Raw genomic sequence first — 21916 nt, forward strand, 5'->3', positions numbered from 1 at the left:
ATATGAAATTATCTTACTTAAAAAATAGTTTTAAATTATTTTTATTTTTAATAAGTGTTTCAGCTTTTTCTCAGCACGAGCTTAAAAACAAAGTAGTAGACTTTGTAAACTTGTTACCTATAGAAAATGCAAGTGTTTATGTTCAAAATACAACTATTGGTACAGTAACTAATGCAGATGGTAAATTTGTGCTTTTAGTGCCAGAAGAAATGGCTAAAGATACTTTGGTAATCTCTTCAATAGGTTTTAAAAGTTATAAAGTGCCTGTAGAGGAGTTTGATAATTCATTTGAAGTTTTTCTTGAAGAAGATGTCGCAACTTTAGAAGAAGTAGTTTTAAATGCAACACCAAGACCAAAAACAGGTGACAGTATTGTGCTTCGTGCTTTAGAGCGTTTAGATAGAAATTTTCCATCACAAGCTTATCTTCAAAAAGGATTCTTAAGACATAAAGAGCGAAATAAAAAACAATTTAAATGGCTAATCGAAAGTGCGATTACTGTTTATGACGATACAACGTACGTTAATGGTGAAACGGATAATCTTAAAATAAACGTAGACGAAGTAAGAAAAAGCTACGACTTAAGAGATGTAGATAGTCTTTTTGCTTACTCAACATATCTAAAGTATAATGCAAACGTTAATTTAAAACCTAAAAACTTAAGAAGAGACACTATAAAAACGTCTTCTCTTGTTAAAGCAATTAAATGGAATGATACCAGAGTAAACGGGCTAGAAGGTCTATTTAAAGGTAAGTTGAATTTAGTAAGAAATTCAAAAAGTCCAGACGCCTTATTTGGAGAAGATGTACTATCTACGCACAAATTTAGATTAGATACCATATTAGTAGATAACGAACGTAAGATTTATAAAATACAAATAGATAAATCAAGAGAGTATGTTGGTTTAGATACCGAAGGTATTTTTAACGAAGGTTACAATGCCAAAGGATGGATATACATCTACTGGGATAATTTTGCAATAAAAAAGATAGAATACGATTTAGTAGCAGCATCTCCAGCTCAAAAAACACGAAGTAAAAGATTATTTGATACACAGACCAACCATAAATTAGTGATTAGTTATATGGAATATCAAGACAAGATGTATCCAAACTACATTTATTACGAAACACCAAAACTGGTTAACGTAGGTTTAAAGAATGATCAAAATTTAACTGAAGAAGAGCAAGAACGTTACAACAAAGAAGAACGTTTTTATTACACAGTGCAAGAAATATTATTTACCGAAATAATTTTAGACGAAGAAAAACTATCGCAAGTAAATACATCAAATTGGGATCCAGATATTTTTGCAAAAAAACCTTATCATAAATCATTTTGGGATAATTACAATACCTTATTAGAAAGTGAAGAAGATGAGCAGCTTATCAAGGATTTAACTAAAAGATCTTCACTTTATAATAAAAATTAAAAGACAACAATTAAGGCAATTAAAATATTTTTTAATTAAAGTTGAAATATTTAAAATACTTTCTATATTTGCACACCAAAATTTTAAAAGAGAGGAGGTTAAGACACTATGTTAATAATTCCATTAAAAGACGGAGAGAATATAGAAAGAGCTTTAAAACGTTACAAGCGTAAGTTTGACAGAACAGGAGCGCGTAAAGCTTTATACGAGCGTAAACAATTCGAAAAGCCTTCAGTTGTTAAAAGAGCACAAGTTCAAAAAGCACAATATATTCAAAGACTAAGAGATCAAGAGTCAATCTAATTTTCTAAGTTAAAAAAATTAAATCCCACTTAAATAAAGTGGGATTTTTTTATGTTCAAAAATTAAAAGTGTATATTTATATTTCATCCTCAAGCGTATGTTATTACAATCATTTCTAGATTATTTACTACTCGAAAAAAACTACTCAGAGCTTACCATAAAAGCTTATGGTAAAGACATACAATCGTTTCTAGATTTTTTAAAAGAAGAATATAAAAATGAAAACCTAAAAGAAGTTAACTACGCTCAAATAAGATCATGGATTATACAAATGGTCAATCAAAATATTTCTAACAGAAGTATTAACCGAAAAATTTCATCCTTAAATAGTTTTTTCAAATTTTTAATAAAAACAGAATACATTAAAACTAATCCATTAGCTAAACACAAAGCCTTAAAAACTAGTAAAAAAGTGCAAGTGCCTTTCTCTGAAGAAGAAATAAATTCTGTGTTAAATAAAATAAGTCACGCAGATAGTTTTGAAGGAGTAAGAAACAAGCTTATTATCGAACTTTTTTACTCAACAGGAATAAGAAGGATAGAACTTATTAATATCAAGGTAAAAAACATAGACTTAGAGAGTAAAACTGTTAAAATACTTGGTAAAAGAAATAAGGAGCGTGTCATTCCGTTATTAAATATGCTTGTAGATAGAATAAAAACGTATTTAGAAAAACGAAAGTCTTTAGAGAAGATAGAAGATGAAGATTACTTACTATTAACAGTTAAAGGTGTTAAATTATACGAAACACTTGTTTATAGAATAATCAATGAGTACTTTAGTCTAGCTTCAAGCAAAGTAAAAAAAAGTCCACATATACTCAGGCATTCATTTGCAACGCACCTTTTAAATCAAGGAGCAGAGCTTAATGCGGTAAAAGAACTTTTAGGGCATTCGTCATTAGCAGCAACACAGGTATATACACATAATAGTATTGCAGAGCTAAAAAAAGTTTACGCAAAAGCACATCCAAGAAGTAAAAAGGACTAATTGTTTAACCAAAAATTAATTCTCATGGAGGTAAACACACAAGCAGTTAACTTTAACGCAAAACCACAATTATTAGAATTTATTCAAAGAAGAATGAATAAGCTAGAACAATTTTATGACAAAGTCATACAGACAGATGTCTATTTAAAAGTTGAAAACACAAATAATAAATCAAATAAAATATTTGAAGCCAAAATAAATATACCAGGAGATAGTTTAGTGGTAAAAAAACAATGTAAAACATTTGAAGAAGGAGTAGATACAGCAATTTCTTCTTTAAAAAGACAACTTCAAAAGCGAAAAGAAAAATTAAGAGCACATTTTTAAAATATTTCTCAAAAAATGTTTTGAATAAAAAAATAAATATATACATTTGCAGTCCGTTAGAAATAGCGGGCTTTTTTTGTAGTGTGAAAAAAGTTAAAAAGCCGATGTAGCTCAGCTGGCTAGAGCAGCTGATTTGTAATCAGCAGGTCGTGGGTTCGAGTCCCTCCATCGGCTCGTTTAGATAGAAAACTTAATAAAAGTTTTTACGTTCATACAAAGAGTGAAAAGTTTAAATTGGGGAGATACTCAAGCGGCCAACGAGGGCAGACTGTAAATCTGCTGACTATGTCTTCGCAGGTTCGAATCCTGCTCTCCCCACTTTTTTAAACTTGATTAAGGATTTTAAATAATTGCGGGAGTAGCTCAGTTGGTAGAGCGTCAGCCTTCCAAGCTGAATGTCGCCGGTTCGAACCCGGTCTCCCGCTCTAATATTTAAGCCGGTGTAGCTCAGGGGTAGAGCGTTTCCTTGGTAAGGAAGAGGTCACGGGTTCAAATCCCGTCATTGGCTCTATATTTAAACAGAAAATTAGAATACACTAATATTATTATATAACTAAGATTAAATTATTAAAACATGGCAAAGGCAACTTTTGATCGTTCAAAACCACACTTAAATATTGGTACTATTGGACACGTAGATCACGGTAAAACAACTTTAACTGCTGCTATTACTAAAGTATTAGCTGATGCAGGTTTATCAGAATCAAGAGATTTCGATACTATCGATAACGCTCCAGAAGAAAAAGAAAGAGGTATTACAATTAATACTTCTCACGTAGAATATCAAACAGAAAAGCGTCACTACGCACACGTTGACTGTCCAGGTCACGCCGATTACGTAAAAAACATGGTAACTGGTGCTGCGCAAATGGATGGTGCTATCTTAGTGGTTGCTGCAACAGATGGTCCTATGCCACAAACTCGTGAGCATATCTTATTAGGTCGTCAGGTTGGTATTCCTCGTATCGTTGTTTTCTTAAACAAAGTAGATATGGTGGATGATGCTGAGCTTTTAGAGTTAGTTGATATGGAAGTTAGAGAGTTATTATCTTTCTATGAGTATGATGGAGATAATGGACCTGTAATTTCTGGTTCTGCTTTAGGTGCACTTAATGGTGAGCAAAAGTGGGTTGATACTGTAATGGAATTAATGAATGCAGTAGATGAGTGGATTGAAGAGCCTGTTCGTGATATGGATAAGCCTTTCTTAATGCCAATCGAGGATGTATTCTCTATTACGGGTCGTGGTACAGTAGCAACTGGTCGTATTGAGACAGGTGTTGCTCAAACAGGAGATCCTGTAGAAATTATTGGTATGGGTGCTGAAAAATTAACTTCTACTATTACAGGTATCGAAATGTTCCGTCAAATATTAGATAGAGGTGAAGCTGGTGATAATGCAGGTATCTTATTAAGAGGTATTGAAAAAACACAAATCTCTAGAGGTATGGTAATCACTAAGCCTGGATCTGTAACGCCACACGCTAAATTTAAAGCTGAGGTTTATATCCTTAAGAAAGAAGAAGGTGGACGTCACACTCCATTCCATAATAACTATCGTCCTCAATTCTATGTACGTACAACTGACGTGACAGGAACAATTTCTCTTCCTGATGGAGTAGAGATGGTAATGCCAGGAGATAACTTAACTATCACTGTTGAGTTAATTCAGCCAATTGCAATGAACGTAGGTTTACGTTTTGCTATCCGTGAAGGAGGTAGAACAGTTGGTGCTGGTCAGGTAACTGAAATTTTAGACTAAGTTTTAGTCTACTAAAATAAAATTAAGGTGCTTCGTTTCTCGAAGCGCCTTGATTTATATTAACGGGTTTAGCTCAGTTGGTAGAGCACTGGTCTCCAAAACCAGGTGTCGGGAGTTCGAGTCTCTCAACCCGTGCAAAATGAATAGAATCTTTTAAGGTTTTATTTGAGCTTAAAAATTAAAATGTCTACTCTTTTAAGAAGAGACATAAACAAATAAAATTATGGCTGGAGTGGTAAATTACATAAAAGAATCATTTACAGAACTAAAGAATAATGTCAGTTGGACACCATGGGCAGAAGCTCAAAGTTTAACTATTCTAGTGGCTGTTTTTTCAATCATCTTTTCACTAGCTATTTGGGGAGTAGATACGGTTTTTAGTAAAGTAATAAGTTTATACTTTAATCTAATAAACGGATAAGATATAATGGCTGAAGTTGGAGAAAAAAAATGGTATGTTGTAAGAGCAGTTAGTGGACAAGAAAATAAGGTTAAAACTTATATTGAAAACGAAATTGCGAGACTAGGACTACAAGATTATGTTGAACAAGTATTAGTGCCTACAGAAAAGGTAGTTCAGATACGTAACGGAAAAAAAATAAATAAAGAAAAAGTTTATTTCAGCGGTTACATTATGATTAAAGCTAATCTTTCTGGTGAAGTACCTCATATTATTAAATCCGTTACAAATGTAATTGGTTTTTTAGGAGCTACTAAAGGAGGTGACCCATTACCATTAAGGCAATCTGAAGTAAACCGAATGTTAGGTAAAGTTGATGAATTAACTGTTGATACAGATGTAAATGTAGCTATACCTTATGTAGTAGGAGAGACAGTAAAAGTAATTGATGGACCATTTAATGGTTTTGATGGTACTATAGAAAAAATTAACGAAGAAAAGCGTAAGCTTGAAGTAATGGTGAAAATATTTGGAAGAAAAACACCATTAGAGTTAAGCTACATGCAAGTTGAAAAAATATAATAATTGTTACACTAAGGAAAGTACTCATTGCTTCCAAAAAGTGAGTATGAAACTAAATTATTCAAAATGGCAAAAGAATTAGGAAAAGTAGTTAAACTACAAGTAAGGGGAGGCGCAGCGAACCCATCGCCGCCGGTTGGACCCGCTTTAGGTGCTGCTGGAGTTAATATCATGGAGTTCTGTAAGCAGTTTAATGCAAGAACACAAGACAAAGCTGGTAAAGTATTACCAGTGGTGATTTCCGTTTACAAAGACAAGTCATTTGACTTTGTAATCAAAACACCACCTGCAGCAGTTCAATTATTAGAAGCGGCCAAAGTAAAAAAAGGTTCAGGAGAACCTCATGTAAGAAAAGTAGCAAAAGTTTCTTGGGATCAAATCAGAACTATTGCAGAAGATAAAATGCAAGATTTAAATGCGTTTACATTAGATTCTGCAATGAAAATGATTGCTGGTACTGCAAGATCTATGGGTATAACTGTTAAAGGTGGAGACGCACCAAATTAACCTAAAAAGATTTTAAGAAAATGGCAAGATTAACAAGAAAACAAAAAGAAGCTCAAGCAAAAATAGAAAAGGATAGATTATATTCTTTAGAAGAAGCTTCTGCTTTAGTAAAAGAAATAACAAACACTAAGTTTGATGCTTCTGTAGATTTAGCTGTAAGATTAGGAGTAGACCCTAGAAAAGCTAATCAAATGGTTAGAGGTGTTGTATCTCTTCCTCACGGAACAGGTAAAGATGTTAAAGTATTAGCATTAGTTACACCAGACAAAGAAGAAGAAGCTAAAGAAGCAGGTGCGGATTACGTAGGTTTAGATGAATACCTTGATAAAATCAAAAGTGGTTGGACAGACGTAGACGTAATTATTACAATGCCTAGCGTTATGGGTAAATTAGGACCTTTAGGTCGTGTATTAGGACCAAGAGGATTAATGCCTAACCCAAAAACAGGAACAGTAACTATGGATATAGCTAAGGCTGTAACAGAAGTTAAAGCTGGTAAGATAGACTTTAGAGTTGATAAAACTGGTATTGTTCATGCATCAATAGGTAAAGCATCATTTAGTGCAGATAAAATTGCAGGTAATGCAAACGAATTATTAACAACATTAATTAAACTTAAGCCAACTGCAGCTAAAGGTACTTATGTAAAAAGTATTTACATGTCAAGTACTATGAGCCCAAGTATTGCAATAGATACTAAAATAGGTTAAGTAGTTAAAAACTTTTATTATGACAAGAGAAGAAAAATCACAAGTAATTCAAGACTTAACTGCACAATTAGCCGATAACGCTAATATCTATATTGCAGATATTTCTGGATTAAATGCAGGTGCTACTTCGGACTTACGTCGTGCTTGTTTTAAAGCAAACGTAAAGTTAGCAGTAGTAAAAAATACATTACTTGAAAAAGCAATGGAAGCTTCAGATAAAGATTTTGGAGACTTACCAACAACTTTAAAAGGAAATACTTCAGTAATGTATTCTGAAACAGGAAATGCTCCAGCTAAGGTAATAAAAGCCTTCAGAAAGAAGTCTGAAAAGCCTTTATTAAAAGGTGCTTTTATTGAAGAAGCTATCTATGTAGGAGATGACCAATTAGATACATTAGTAGACATCAAGTCAAGAGAAGAATTAATAGGAGATATCGTAGGATTATTACAGTCTCCAGCGAAAAATGTTATTTCAGCTCTTAAATCTGGTGGAAACACATTATCTGGTTTAGTTAAGACCTTATCAGAAAGAGAAGGTTAAAAGAGTACGCACTTTTACAATTATATATTAAATTAAAAAATTATTAAAACGATAGAAAAATGGCAGATTTAAAAGATTTCGCAGAACAATTAGTTAACTTAACAGTTAAAGAAGTAAACGAGTTAGCTACTATTTTAAAAGATGAATACGGTATAGAGCCTGCTGCTGCTGCAGTAGCTGTTGCTGGTGGCGCTGCTGCTGGTGGAGCAGAAGCTGCTGAAGAAAAAACAGAATTCGACGTAGTTCTTAAAGCAGCTGGAGCATCTAAGCTTGCAGTTGTTAAATTAGTTAAAGAATTAACTGGTTTAGGATTAAAAGAAGCTAAAGAATTAGTTGATGGTGCACCAAGTAACATCAAAGAAGGAGTTTCTAAAGACGAAGCTGAAGGCTTAAAATCTTCATTAGAAGAAGCAGGAGCAGAGGTTGAGCTTAAGTAAGCTTAACACTTAAATTTTACAAAGGTTTAGGTCTGGAGAGTTGTCTCTTAGACCTAAACCATTTGTCGTATATAGTGATTAACTATATACAAACATTTTTTTTTAATCAAAATTTCGTCCATTGATGTTAGTAACACAAGCTGAAAGATTAAATTTCTCTTCTATTATAAATAGAACTGAATACCCAGACTTTATGGATATTCAGATTAAATCCTTTCAGGATTTTTTCCAGTTAGAAACTAAATCTGAAGAAAGAGGTGATGAAGGTTTATATAACACCTTCCTAGAAAACTTTCCAATTACAGACACACGTAATCAATTTGTTTTAGAATTTTTAGATTACTTTATAGATCCACCAAGATACACTATTGAAGAGTGTATAGAAAGAGGATTAACTTATAGCGTTCCTTTAAAAGCAAGGTTAAAGTTATATTGTACAGATCCTGAACATGAAGATTTTGAAACCATAGTTCAAGATGTGTATTTAGGAACAATACCTTACATGACTCCTAGTGGTACATTTGTTATCAACGGAGCAGAACGTGTAGTAGTATCTCAATTACACAGATCGCCAGGTGTGTTCTTTGGTCAATCTTTCCATGCCAATGGAACAAAATTATATTCAGCAAGAGTTATACCTTTCAAAGGTTCTTGGATTGAATTTGCAACAGATATTAACCAAGTAATGTATGCGTACATCGATAGAAAGAAAAAGTTACCTGTAACTACTCTTTTTAGAGCAATCGGTTTTGAGCGTGATAAAGATATATTAGAAATTTTTGATCTTGCAGAAGAAGTTAAAGTTTCTAAATCTGGACTTAAAAAAGTTTTAGGACGTAAGTTAGCAGCACGTGTACTTAATACATGGCACGAAGATTTCGTTGATGAAGATACAGGAGAAGTTGTTTCTATTGAGCGTAACGAAATTGTTTTAGATCGTGATACAGAATTAGATAAAGATAATATAGAAGAAATCCTTGAAGTTGGAGTAAAAACCATTCTTTTACATAAAGAAACATCTCAACAAGGAGATTACGCTATTATTCATAATACACTTCAAAAAGATCCAACAAATTCTGAAAAAGAAGCTGTTGAACATATTTACCGTCAATTACGTAATGCAGAACCGCCAGATGAGGAAACTGCACGTGGTATTATTGACAAATTATTCTTCTCTGACCAACGTTACTCTTTAGGTGAAGTAGGTCGTTATAGAATGAACAAAAAATTAGGTCTTGATATTGGTATGGACAAACAAGTTCTTACTAAAGAAGATATCATTACCATTATTAAATATTTAATTGAGTTAATCAACTCTAAAGCAGAGATTGATGATATTGATCACTTATCAAATCGTCGTGTACGTACAGTAGGAGAGCAATTATCATCTCAGTTTGGTGTTGGTTTAGCACGTATGGCTCGTACCATTCGTGAGCGTATGAATGTACGTGATAACGAAGTGTTTACACCAATAGACTTAATTAATGCTAAGACGTTATCTTCAGTAATTAATTCATTCTTTGGTACAAACCAGTTATCTCAGTTTATGGATCAAACAAACCCATTAGCAGAGATTACTCACAAACGTCGTTTATCTGCTTTAGGACCAGGTGGTTTATCTCGAGAGAGAGCAGGTTTCGAGGTACGTGACGTTCACTACACACATTACGGAAGACTTTGTCCTATTGAAACTCCTGAAGGTCCAAACATTGGATTAATTTCATCACTTTCTGTATATGCAAAGGTGAATTCTATGGGATTCATTGAAACGCCATACAGAAAAGTTGAAGACGGAGTAGTAGATATTAAAGGAGATCCAATATATTTAAGTGCAGAAGAAGAAGAAGAAAAATTAATCGCTCAAGCAACTGTAAAAGTTGATGACAATGGTAAAATCCTTCACGACAAAGTAATTGCTCGTATGGAAGGAGATTTCCCAGTAATGGATCCAAAAGAAATCCATTATACAGATGTGGCGCCTAACCAGATTTCTTCAATTTCAGCATCTTTAATTCCATTCTTAGAGCACGATGATGCCAACCGTGCATTAATGGGATCAAACATGATGCGTCAAGCAGTACCATTATTAAGACCACAATCTCCTATCGTAGGTACAGGTCTTGAAAAGCAAGTAGCATCAGACTCTCGTGTATTAATTAATGCAGAAGGAAATGGTGTTGTAGAATATGTAGACGCTAATGAAATCGTAATTAAATACGAACGTACAGAAGACGAAGCTAAAGTAAGTTTTGATAGTGATGTTAAATCTTACCCTTTAATCAAGTTTAGAAAGACTAACCAAGGTACTTCAATCAACCTAAAACCAATCGTAAGAAAGGGAGATAAAGTTGTTAAAGGTCAAGTACTAAGTGAAGGTTATGCAACTGAAAAAGGAGAATTAGCTTTAGGTAGAAACATGAAAGTTGCCTTCATGCCATGGAAAGGGTATAACTTTGAGGATGCGATTGTGATTTCTGAAAAAGTAGTTCGTGAAGATATATTTACATCTATACATATTGATGAATATTCTTTAGAAGTAAGAGATACAAAACTAGGTAATGAAGAGTTAACTAATGATATACCAAACGTTTCAGAAGAGGCTACTAAAGACTTAGATGAAAATGGTATGATCCGAGTTGGAGCAGAAGTTAAACCTGGAGATATTTTAATTGGAAAAATCACTCCTAAGGGTGAATCTGATCCAACTCCAGAAGAAAAACTTTTACGTGCTATTTTTGGTGATAAAGCTGGAGATGTAAAAGATGCTTCTCTAAAAGCATCACCTTCATTACACGGTGTTGTAATTAATAAGAAGTTGTTCTCTAGAGCTATTAAAGATAAACGTAAAAGAGCTCAAGACAAAGAAGATATAGCAAAATTAGAAACGTTATATGCTACTAAATTTGATGAGTTACAATCTGTTCTAGTTGATAAACTTTTTACAATTGTTGGAGGAAAAACATCTCAAGGTATATACAATGATTTAGGAGAAGAAGTTTTACCTAAAGGTAAAAAGTTTACTCTTAAAATGTTAAATGCTGTTGATGACTATACTCACTTAACAAGTGGTACATGGACAACAGATGAGCATACTAATAAATTAGTTGCAGACTTAATCCATAACTACAAGATTAAGGAGAATGATTTACAAGGTGCGTTAAGAAGAGAGAAGTTTACTATCTCTGTTGGAGATGAACTTCCATCAGGAATTATCAAACTTGCAAAAGTTTACATTGCTAAAAAACGTAAACTAAAAGTAGGAGATAAGATGGCAGGACGACATGGTAACAAAGGTATTGTTGCACGTATTGTACGTCAAGAAGATATGCCTTTCTTAGAAGATGGAACACCTGTTGATATCGTTCTTAACCCATTAGGTGTACCTTCTCGTATGAACATTGGTCAGATTTATGAAACAGTACTTGGTTGGGCTGGGCAAGATTTAGGTAAAAAGTTTGCTACACCAATCTTTGACGGTGCTACATTAGATCAAATTAATGAGCTAACAGACGAAGCAGGTATCCCAAGATTTGGACATACATATCTATATGACGGAGGAACAGGTGATCGTTTTGATCAACCGGCTACAGTAGGTGTTATTTACATGCTTAAACTTGGTCATATGGTTGATGATAAGATGCACGCACGTTCTATCGGACCTTACTCTTTAATTACACAACAACCATTAGGTGGTAAAGCACAATTTGGAGGTCAGCGTTTTGGAGAGATGGAAGTTTGGGCACTAGAGGCATATGGTGCATCTAGTACACTTAGAGAAATCTTGACAGTAAAATCTGATGACGTGGTCGGAAGAGCTAAAACTTACGAGGCAATCGTAAAAGGAGAAGCTATGCCAGAACCAGGATTACCAGAATCTTTTAACGTATTAATGCACGAATTAAAAGGTTTAGGGTTAGACATTAGATTAGAAGAATAAAAAAATAGTAGTCAGTAATCAGTATGTAGTTTATCTACATACTGAAAGCTGGAGACTGAATACTATAAGAAATTATGGCTAGAAAACAAGATAAGAATACAGTAAAGAGATTTAATAAAATCTCAATTGGTTTAGCATCACCAGAGTCTATTTTAGCAGAGTCTAGAGGTGAAGTTTTAAAACCAGAAACTATCAATTATCGTACTCATAAACCAGAAAGAGATGGTTTATTTTGCGAGCGTATTTTTGGTCCTGTAAAGGATTACGAGTGTGCTTGTGGTAAATATAAACGTATTCGTTACAAAGGTATTGTATGTGACCGATGTGGTGTAGAAGTAACAGAAAAGAAAGTACGTCGTGACCGTGTAGGGCACATTAATTTAGTAGTACCAGTAGCTCATATTTGGTACTTCCGTTCTTTACCTAATAAAATAGGATATTTATTAGGATTACCATCTAAAAAATTAGACATGATTATTTACTACGAACGTTACGTAGTAATTCAACCAGGTAATGCTAAAAATGAAGAAGGAGAACCATTACAAAAAATGGACTTCTTAACAGAAGAAGAGTATTTAAATATTTTAGAAACACTTCCTCAAGATAATAACTATTTAGAAGACACAGACCCAAATAAGTTTATAGCTAAAATGGGAGCAGAGTGTTTAATAGAATTATTATCAAGAATAGACTTAGATGCTTTATCTTATGAGTTAAGACATAAAGCAAATAATGAAACTTCTAAACAACGTAAAACAGAAGCTTTAAAACGTTTACAAGTAGTTGAAGCTTTACGTGAATCTAATGAAAATAGAGAAAACCGTCCAGAATGGATGATAATGAAGGTGGTACCAGTAATTCCACCAGAATTAAGACCATTAGTGCCATTAGATGGTGGACGTTTTGCTACTTCAGATTTAAATGATTTATACCGTCGTGTAATTATACGTAACAACCGTTTAAAGCGATTAGTAGAAATTAAAGCTCCTGAAGTAATTTTACGTAATGAGAAGCGTATGTTACAAGAATCTGTAGATTCATTATTTGATAACACACGTAAATCTTCTGCTGTAAAAACAGATTCTAACAGACCATTAAAATCTTTATCAGATTCTTTAAAAGGTAAGCAAGGACGTTTCCGTCAAAACTTACTTGGTAAGCGTGTAGATTACTCAGCACGTTCTGTAATTGTTGTAGGACCAGAATTAAAATTATTTGAGTGTGGTCTACCTAAAAATATGGCAGCAGAGTTATACAAGCCTTTCGTAATTAGAAAATTAATTGAGAGAGGAATTGTAAAGACCGTAAAATCTGCAAAGAAAATTATAGATAAAAAAGAACCAGTAGTTTGGGATATTTTAGAAAATGTTTTAAAAGGACATCCAGTACTTTTAAACCGTGCTCCTACGCTTCACAGACTTGGTATTCAAGCTTTCCAGCCTAAATTAATAGAAGGTAAAGCTATACAATTACACCCATTAGTGTGTACTGCATTTAATGCCGATTTTGATGGTGATCAAATGGCGGTTCACTTACCGTTAGGTCCAGAAGCTATTCTTGAAGCGCAATTACTTATGTTAGCGTCTCATAATATCTTAAACCCTGCAAACGGTTCGCCAGTTACTGTACCATCTCAGGATATGGTTCTTGGTTTATATTATATGACTAAAGAGCGTAAATCTACTCCAGAAGTTCAAATAAAAGGAGAAGGTTTAACTTTTTATTCAGCAGAAGAAGTAACTATTGCTTATAATGAAAAGCGTGTTGACTTAAACGCAGGAATTAAAGTTAGAGCAATCGATTTTAATGAAGCTGGAGAGTTAGTACCACAAATTATTGAAACTACAGTTGGTCGTGTACTTTTTAATGAAAAAGTACCAGCTGCTGCAGGTTATATAAACACGGTATTAACAAAGAAAGCTTTAAGAGATATCATTGGTAATATCTTAAAAGTTACTAGTGTACCAGAAACAGCTCAGTTCTTAGATGAAATAAAAACTTTAGGATACAACTTTGCTTTTAGAGGAGGTTTATCTTTTAGTTTAGGAGATATCATTATTCCTGCTGAAAAGCAAGAAATGATTGATGCTGCAAACAAAAAAGTAGATGTTATTACAGGTAACTATAACATGGGATTAATTACAAATAACGAACGTTATAATCAAGTAATTGATGAGTGGACATCTACCAATGCCGAGTTAACAGAATTATCTATGAAACGTATTAGAGAAGACCAACAAGGGTTTAACTCTGTATATATGATGCTTGATTCTGGAGCTCGTGGATCTAAAGAGCAAATTCGTCAGTTAACCGGTATGCGTGGATTAATGGCTAAGCCTAAAAAATCTAACGCTGGTGGTGGAGAGATTATTGAAAACCCAATTCTTTCTAACTTTAAAGAAGGACTTTCAATTTTAGAATACTTTATCTCTACTCACGGTGCTCGTAAAGGTCTTGCCGATACCGCACTTAAAACAGCCGATGCAGGTTACTTAACTCGTCGTTTAGTAGATGTATCTCAAGACGTTATTGTAAATAGTGAAGATTGTGGTACTTTAAGAGGTGTAGAAGTTGCACCACTTAAAAAGAATGACGAAGTTGTAGAAAGTTTAGGTGAAAGAATTGTTGGGCGTGTATCATTAAATGATGTTTATGATCCATTAACAGAAGAAGTATTAGTAGAAGCAGGTCAATTAATTGACGAAGCAATTGCTGATAAAATAGAAAAATCACCTATTGAGTCTATAGAAGTACGTTCACCATTAACATGTGAGGCAAAGAAAGGTATTTGTGCACAATGTTACGGTCGTAACCTAGCAACCAACAAAATGGTTCAACGTGGTGAAGCTGTAGGTGTTGTAGCAGCGCAGTCTATTGGAGAGCCAGGAACACAGTTAACACTTCGTACTTTCCACGTAGGAGGTATTGCAGGAAACATTTCAGAAGAAAATAAATTAATAGTTAAGTTTGATGGTGTTGCCGAAATTGATGACCTTAAAACAGTAAAAGGTACAGATAATGAAGGTAACGAAGTAGATGTTGTAATCTCACGTACATCAGAACTTAAACTTGTTGATAAAAAGACAGGTATTGTTTTAAGTACTAACAATATCCCTTATGGGTCGCATATCTTTGTTAAGAGTGGAGATAAGTTAAGTAAAGGAGATGTTGTTTGTTCTTGGGATCCATATAACGGTGTAATCATTTCAGAATTTGCAGGAAAAGTAAGGTATGAAAATATCGAGCAAGGTGTTACTTATCAAGTAGAAATTGATGAGCAAACAGGTTTCCAAGAAAAAGTAATTTCTGAATCAAGAAACAAAAAATTAATACCTACTCTTATTATAGAAGATAGTAAGGGAGAAGCAATCCGTTCTTACAATTTACCAGTAGGAGCACACATTATGATTGACGATGGTGATAAGATTAAGGTTGGAAAAATCTTAGTTAAAATACCACGTAAATCTGCTAAAGCAGGTGATATTACAGGAGGTTTACCACGTGTAACAGAATTATTTGAAGCACGTAACCCTTCTAACCCAGCTGTTGTTAGTGAAATTGATGGAGTTGTATCTTTTGGTAAAATTAAAAGAGGTAACCGCGAGATTATTGTAGAGTCTAAATTAGGAGATATTAAGAAGTACTTGGTTAAATTATCTAACCAAATCTTAGTACAAGAAAATGACTTTGTAAAAGCAGGTATGCCTTTATCTGACGGTTCTGTAACACCTAACGATATATTAAATATAAAAGGTCCTTCTGCAGTACAACAATACTTAGTTAATGAAGTACAAGAAGTTTACCGTTTACAAGGAGTAAAAATTAATGATAAGCATTTTGAGGTTGTTGTAAGACAAATGATGCGTAAAGTTAGAATTATTGACTCTGGAGATACTGTATTCTTAGAAAACCAACTAATTCATAAATCAGATTTCATAGAAGAAAATGATGAAATCTTTGGAATGAAAGTAGTAGAAGATGCAGGAGATTCTTCAAACTTAAAAGAAGGTCAGATTGTTTCTGCTTTCCAATTAAGAGATGAAAATTCTATACTTAAACGTGAAGATAAAAAGTTAGTTGTAGCTAGAGACGCTAGACCAGCCACAGCAACACCTATCTTACAAGGTATTACAAGAGCATCACTTCAAACTAAGTCGTTTATATCTGCAGCATCGTTCCAAGAAACAACAAAAGTTCTTAATGAGGCAGCAGTAAGCGGAAAAGTAGATACTTTAGAAGGTCTTAAAGAAAATGTAATTGTAGGTCACCGTATACCAGCAGGAACAGGTATGAGAGCTTATGATAATATTATAGTAGGATCTAAAGAAGAATTTGATCAAATGATGAAAGCTAAACAAGAGGTTAATTTTAATTAATATTTCTTGTTAAGAATATCATTTTAAAATTTATTAATACTAAAAGAATCCTGCTTCAAGCAGGATTCTTTATTTAAAATAAAATAACATGTCAGACAATAAAGACAATAAGCAAAAACAAGGACAAATAAATATTGAGTTAGATGAGAAAGTTGCAGAAGGAACATATTCTAATCTTGCAATAATAAATCATTCAGTTTCAGAATTTGTAATTGATTTTGTAAGCATTATGCCAGGTACACCAAAAAGTAAAGTAAAATCTAGAATTATATTAACACCACAACATGCTAAACGATTATTAAAAGCGTTAGGTGATAATGTAAATAGATTTGAAAAAGCTCATGGCGAAATTAAAGATTATGAGCAACCACCAATTCCATTAAATTTTGGTCCAACTGGTCAAGCATAAAAAAATCCCATCTTTTTGATGGGATTTTTTATTTATAGATTTTTGTTATTTGCAATCAGTTTTTCAATCAATTTAAGTTATCTGTTTAAAAAAATCAAGTGTTTTTAATGAGGTTTTTATGTTGAAATTCAAAATTGTAATGTTATTATATATCTTTTGATTATAATCTCTTAAAATAGCTTAAAATTGATTTTTTTAGTTATTTGAATTCAGAAACATAATGAAATTTTATACTAGGGTATTTTTGTTCTGTCATTTGAAGAGAAAAAGCAGAGTCTGCTAAAAACACTAGTTGACCTTGTTTATCTTTTGCAAGAAAACGTTGCTTAACTCTTAAGAAATCTTTGTATTCATCATTTTTAGGATCTTCTGGATCTACCCAACATGCTTTATATACATTTAAATTTTCATAGGTACATTTAGCTCCGTATTCATGTTCTAATCGATATTGAATCACTTCATATTGAAGTGCTCCAACGGTACCAATTACTTTTCTTCCATTCAATTCTAATGTAAATAATTGGGCAACACCTTCATCCATTAATTGATCTATACCTTTATATAATTGTTTAGATTTTAAAGGATCTGCGTTATTGATATATCTAAAATGTTCTGGAGAAAAGCTTGGTATTCCTTTATAGTTTATAATTTCTCCTTCTGTTAGTGTATCACCAATTTTAAAGTTTCCTGTATCGTGTAATCCTACAATATCACCAGGATAAGAAACATCTACTATTTCTTTTTTTTCAGCAAAAAATGCATTAGGACTAGAAAATTTCATTTTCTTATTATTTCTAACGTGTAGATATGGAGTATTTCTCTTAAACTCACCCGAAACAATTTTTATAAATGCAAGTCGGTCTCTATGCTTAGGGTCCATATTAGCATGAATTTTAAAGACAAAACCGGTAAATTGCTTCTCATCTGGTTTAACTAAGCGTTCTTCACTGTTTTTTGCTCTAGGTTTTGGCGCTATATCTACAAAACAATCTAGTAATTCTCTAACACCAAAGTTATTTAAAGCAGAACCAAAAAATACAGGTTGTAAATTACCATTAAGGTATTCTTCTCTATCAAAACTAGGATAAATACCTTCAACTAATTCTAACTCTTCTCTTAAAGTTTCGGCAGATTTATCACCAATTAAGCTATTAACTTCAGGTGAGTTTATATCTGAAATTTCTATGGTTTCTTCAATATTTTTCCTGTTATCACCACTAAATAAGTTAATATTTTGTTCCCAAATGTTATATATACCTTTAAATTCATAACCCATTCCTATAGGAAAACTTAGCGGTATAACTTTTAATTTAAGTTTTTGTTCTATTTCGTCTAATAATTCAAAAGCGTCTTTACCTTCTCTATCTAATTTATTGATAAAAACAATCATTGGTATATTACGCATTCTACATACTTCAACTAATTTTTCTGTTTGTTCCTCAACACCTTTAGCTACGTCTATAACTACAATTACACTATCTACAGCAGTAAGTGTTCGGTAAGTATCTTCAGCAAAATCTTTATGTCCTGGTGTGTCTAAAATATTGATTTTTATTCCATTGTACTCAAAAGCTAATACAGAAGTTGCTACAGATATACCTCTTTGGCGTTCAATTTCCATAAAATCACTTGTAGCACCTTTTTTAATTTTATTACTTTTTACAGCTCCTGCTTCTTGAATAGCACCACCAAAAAGTAATAGTTTTTCTGTAAGTGTAGTTTTACCTGCATCTGGATGAGAGATAATACCAAAGGTTCTCCTTCTGTTGATTTCTTCTATAAACTTCATTGAAAATTTAATTTGCGCAAATATATAGCTATTATTTACATTTTAATATAGTATGTGTGGGCTATGTCAAATTTTGTTTTAATAAGAACATTAACTTAAAGTAATGTCAAAAGAACTGATAAATCATTCATATTGTGAGAAATTTCTTTTGGTAGACAGAAAATTGCATTTCATCGAAAAATGATATTTGTTTAGAACATTTTAAGGTTTCTTTAACTAAAACGACATAATTTAGCATTGTGCAATTACCTTCCCTTAGGGTAATTTAATATGTGTAAATAACTGATTGTCATTTTTTTTAGAGTAACAGAGTGCCTGTAACTAAAGTTTAGTTTAATTAAACTTAGTTTATGGGTTTTATATAGTATTATAATATTCTTAACATTATTCATATAAATATGAACATTTTTACTTTCTCCAAAGGAATTAAGTTAATAGCCTTTTTTTGTACTTTTTCTTTAATGTTTGTGTCATCTGTTTTAGCAGATGGAACTAAACAAGTAATGCCAAATTCAACTAATGGTACAGCAATTTATATAAGAACAGATGCTGGTAGTGTAGGTCCATATTTGGGAGCTCCTGAAACTGAAAGACTTTATTTTACTATAGCTGATGCTTCGGTAGAGAATCTTTATTTTGGAGTTCAGGCAAGAATAAGAAATTCGTATGCAGGAGGGAATAATCCTCTCTTAACTAATTTTTACTACAGAATATTTAACGCAGCAGGTGTCCCGCAAACACCTGCTACTTTGTTTACAAACAATGGTACGGCTGTAGGTTATATACCAAATTATGCTTCTGCTGTTGCAGGACCAAATATCGGAGGTGCAACACCTGCAGGTTATAATCCTATAACATTTAATCCATCAGCAAACGGTGATTATTACATTGAACTTTATTCTAGTAATGATGGAGGTGCAACTGCTGTTAATACTGCTCCTGGAGGAATTAATTTTTTACCGTATTTTGATTTTACTGTTTCTGATGCTTCAAATAACCAAGTAGAGGGAAGAATATGGTCAAGAAAATGGAGTTTTATTACATATAGAGTTGAAGATGCTGATAATAATGCAACGACACCAAATGTTCCTAATCCATCAGATGTAGCTTCTTTTGAAGGAGATTTTTATGCGTATACAGATGATCAAGTAATAGTACAAGTTCAGTTTGAGCCAGGATTTAGACCATTTGGTTACCAACTAGCAATGAATAGATTTGGAGTAGTCAATGATGATGACGATATGACGAATGACTTCCTAACAACAAGAAGGTCTCAGTCATATGGGTTAGGTACTCCAGTAAATCTTGATAATGGTTATCAAGTGTTTATTACAGAACCTGATCAAAATATTTTTGTACCTAGTGTAGAACCTAGCCCTGTAGTTGCAGACAAAATTTTAGGTTGTCCTGGTAATTACTTTATACCAATAACATTAATATTAGCCCAAGATACAGCTATAATTTTAGACTTTAATGGTGTAGCAGGTTATCAATCAGGGACAGAAGATGTTCTAATTGAAGTTTATGAAAATACACCAGGTCAAAAATTAATCCCATGGGATGGTAATGATGGTTTAGGTAACCCAGTAACAACAAATGCAACAACTATAACGGTTGTATCATATATAGGACGTACGAATGTCCCTATGATTGATGCCGAATTAAATATTAATGGTTTAAGTATTAATGGGATTGCTCCAACATCAGGAAGTAAACAAATGTTTTGGGATGATAGAGCTGTTACGGTTACTAACGACGGAACTGGATGTAATGTAGCAGGAGGTAGTAATGCTTTAAATAATATAACAACAGTAAATCCTGCATTTAGCAGAGAAGGTCTATTAGATGGTACTTTTGGACCTGCTCACGCATGGAGTTCTAGTAATCCAGACGATTCTGTACCAGCTATTAGCCAAGGCGGTAATAATACTAATGCCGTTTTATGTGATGACTTTGGAAACACTCGTGTGATTAATACTTGGTTTTATGGATCAACAAGATCTACAACTCCATCGTCAATTGAAATTCCTTTATGTGATAATGATAATGACGGTATTTTAGATAGCGCAGACATTGATGATGATAATGATGGAGTTTTAGATGTTACAGAGAATAATAATGAAGATCCATTAGCAGATGAAGATGGAGATGGAGCAGCTAATTACTTCGATCCTGATTTTTCAGGTTTTATAGATGTCAATGGAGATGGTATTAGTGATCAGTATGATTTAGATGGAGACGGAATAATTAATCAGTTTGATTTAGATACTGATGGAGATGGGTGTTCTGATGCATACGAATCTAATGCAACAACAGATACAAGCCCAAATTTTCAATTTACAGACTTAAGTGGTGATGCAGATGGATTGTCTCCAACTGTTGACCCAGGAAATGATGGTACTCCAGATTATCTTGTAACTTATATTCAAGCGACAGATGGAGTTAGTCTATGTGTAGATCAATGTAACGCTTCAGCTTCAGGAAATACAAATTCAGACAATGATAATATATCAGACTTTTGTGATAATGATGATGATAATGATGGTATAATTGATACTTTAGAGCTTAATTGCTCTCCAACGTTTGTACCATTAGGACAAACATTTTCAGATAATACTTCAAATCCAGGTGTAGTAAACAATATTTATAATTACGGTTCAGCTAGCGCAACATTTACTTATCAAATAGAAGGTAATACAACATGGGCTTCCGGAGTTTCAAGTCAAACAGTTGCAGGTGTAGATGGAGCGTATATAAATACGCAAGTAAGCAATACTAATTTCCCTATAGGAGATAAAGGTGTTTATACCTTGACTTTTTCAGAGCCTATTTATAATCTTAATTTTAAATATGGAGGTCTTGATAATGCAGATAGAGTAGATTTTCAAGCTACTAATGCCGGTTCAAATGTACCCGTAACTCTTACGGATATAAATCTTGGTGCAAACGGACAAATTGTAAATCAAACAATATTTAGTACAGCAGGTGGCAATAATGCTCCTAATAATAGCATACAAGTTTCAGTACAAGGTCCTTTAGATGAAATTAAAATTTATGTTGGTAAAAATAATGGAAATGCAGGAAATGTAACGCTACAAATTTATGAGTTAATTTATTGTCTACCATTAGACACAGATTCAGATACAATACCAAATCATTTAGATAATGATTCAGATGCAGATGGATGTTTTGATGCTATTGAAGGTGACGCTTCTATTACATCTTCAAGCGTTAATACTCAAGGTGAAATATTAGGAAGTGTTGATTCAAATGGAGTTCCTGATTCAGTTTCAGGAGGACAGAATATAGGTAGTTCTTTAGATGATAATATAAACTCTTGTTTAGGCGACTTAAGCGGAACGGTATTCGAAGATACTAATGGCAACGGCGTACAAGATGCAGGCGAAGCAGG

General features: G+C 33.1%; 15 protein-coding genes, 5 tRNA genes and 1 pseudogene. 20 read left to right on the forward strand and 1 reads right to left on the reverse strand.

What is annotated here, in order from left to right; translation table 11 throughout:
• Window positions 1–2: 2 nt before the first annotated feature.
• The 19 genes from H574_RS0109990 to H574_RS0110080 all read left to right on the forward strand — a co-directional run bounded on the left by H574_RS0109990 (window position 3) and on the right by H574_RS0110080 (window position 16715).
• The gene (locus H574_RS0109990) at window positions 3–1433 is read left to right on the forward strand and encodes a carboxypeptidase-like regulatory domain-containing protein (protein WP_027880447.1); all 1431 of its coding nucleotides are present in this window, start codon (window positions 3–5) and stop codon (window positions 1431–1433) included.
• A 108-nt stretch (window positions 1434–1541) separates the two neighbouring features.
• A complete protein-coding gene (rpsU, locus tag H574_RS0109995; protein WP_027880448.1) occupies window positions 1542–1736 on the forward strand; it encodes a 30S ribosomal protein S21 in 195 nt (64 codons plus the stop codon).
• A 97-nt stretch (window positions 1737–1833) separates the two neighbouring features.
• Window positions 1834–2727, forward strand: a complete 894-nt coding sequence (locus H574_RS0110000; RefSeq protein WP_027880449.1) for a tyrosine-type recombinase/integrase — start codon at window positions 1834–1836, stop codon at window positions 2725–2727.
• Window positions 2728–2751: 24 nt separating this feature from the next.
• Window positions 2752–3054, forward strand: a complete 303-nt coding sequence (gene hpf, locus H574_RS0110005) for a ribosome hibernation-promoting factor, HPF/YfiA family (RefSeq protein WP_027880450.1) — start codon at window positions 2752–2754, stop codon at window positions 3052–3054.
• Window positions 3055–3154: 100 nt separating this feature from the next.
• Window positions 3155–3228, forward strand: a tRNA-Thr gene (locus H574_RS0110010).
• A gap of 62 nt (window positions 3229–3290) precedes the next feature.
• Window positions 3291–3372, forward strand: a tRNA-Tyr gene (locus tag H574_RS0110015).
• A 34-nt stretch (window positions 3373–3406) separates the two neighbouring features.
• Window positions 3407–3479, forward strand: a tRNA-Gly gene (locus tag H574_RS0110020).
• Window positions 3480–3490: 11 nt separating this feature from the next.
• Window positions 3491–3562: transfer RNA gene (locus H574_RS0110025), tRNA-Thr, on the forward strand.
• Window positions 3563–3628: 66 nt separating this feature from the next.
• Window positions 3629–4816 (forward strand): elongation factor Tu, encoded by a 1188-nt coding sequence (gene tuf / locus H574_RS0110030; RefSeq protein WP_027880451.1) that lies wholly within the window; start codon window positions 3629–3631, stop codon window positions 4814–4816.
• 62 nt (window positions 4817–4878) lie between these two features.
• Window positions 4879–4951 (forward strand) — tRNA-Trp (locus H574_RS0110035).
• 88 nt (window positions 4952–5039) lie between these two features.
• On the forward strand, window positions 5040–5237 hold the full coding sequence (gene secE, locus H574_RS0110040) for a preprotein translocase subunit SecE (protein WP_027880452.1): 198 nt from the start codon (window positions 5040–5042) through the stop codon (window positions 5235–5237).
• A gap of 6 nt (window positions 5238–5243) precedes the next feature.
• Window positions 5244–5798, forward strand: a complete 555-nt coding sequence (nusG, locus tag H574_RS0110045; RefSeq protein WP_027880453.1) for a transcription termination/antitermination protein NusG — start codon at window positions 5244–5246, stop codon at window positions 5796–5798.
• Window positions 5799–5864: 66 nt separating this feature from the next.
• Window positions 5865–6305, forward strand: coding sequence for a 50S ribosomal protein L11 (rplK, locus tag H574_RS0110050; protein WP_027880454.1), 441 nt, complete (start codon window positions 5865–5867; stop codon window positions 6303–6305).
• 20 nt (window positions 6306–6325) lie between these two features.
• Window positions 6326–7015: a 50S ribosomal protein L1 gene (rplA, locus tag H574_RS0110055; RefSeq protein ID WP_027880455.1), complete on the forward strand. Its 690-nt coding sequence runs from the start codon at window positions 6326–6328 to the stop codon at window positions 7013–7015.
• Between the two features lie 19 nt (window positions 7016–7034).
• Window positions 7035–7556: a 50S ribosomal protein L10 gene (rplJ, locus tag H574_RS0110060; RefSeq protein ID WP_027880456.1), complete on the forward strand. Its 522-nt coding sequence runs from the start codon at window positions 7035–7037 to the stop codon at window positions 7554–7556.
• A gap of 59 nt (window positions 7557–7615) precedes the next feature.
• Complete coding sequence (rplL, locus tag H574_RS0110065; protein ID WP_027880457.1) at window positions 7616–7993, forward strand: 50S ribosomal protein L7/L12; 378 nt, start codon at window positions 7616–7618, stop codon at window positions 7991–7993.
• 124 nt (window positions 7994–8117) lie between these two features.
• Window positions 8118–11930 carry a DNA-directed RNA polymerase subunit beta gene (gene rpoB, locus H574_RS0110070; RefSeq protein WP_027880458.1) on the forward strand — a complete coding sequence of 1271 codons (3813 nt, stop codon included), beginning with the start codon at window positions 8118–8120 and terminating at the stop codon, window positions 11928–11930.
• A 74-nt stretch (window positions 11931–12004) separates the two neighbouring features.
• Window positions 12005–16306 (forward strand): DNA-directed RNA polymerase subunit beta', encoded by a 4302-nt coding sequence (gene rpoC / locus H574_RS0110075; protein ID WP_027880459.1) that lies wholly within the window; start codon window positions 12005–12007, stop codon window positions 16304–16306.
• Between the two features lie 88 nt (window positions 16307–16394).
• Entirely contained in the window at window positions 16395–16715 is a 321-nt protein-coding gene (locus H574_RS0110080; protein ID WP_027880460.1) for a DUF3467 domain-containing protein, read from the forward strand.
• 199 nt (window positions 16716–16914) lie between these two features.
• Here the strand turns inward: H574_RS0110080 and H574_RS0110085 are convergent, their stop codons facing one another.
• Window positions 16915–18504: a peptide chain release factor 3 gene (locus tag H574_RS0110085; protein ID WP_027880461.1), complete on the reverse strand. Its 1590-nt coding sequence runs from the start codon at window positions 18502–18504 to the stop codon at window positions 16915–16917.
• Between the two features lie 398 nt (window positions 18505–18902).
• Here H574_RS0110085 and H574_RS0110090 point away from each other — a divergent pair.
• Window positions 18903–21916 (forward strand): annotated as a pseudogene (locus H574_RS0110090) (hypothetical protein); the annotation flags it as partial.

This window comes from Mesoflavibacter zeaxanthinifaciens DSM 18436 (assembly GCF_000422365.1).
Lineage (GTDB): Bacteria > Bacteroidota > Bacteroidia > Flavobacteriales > Flavobacteriaceae > Mesoflavibacter > Mesoflavibacter zeaxanthinifaciens.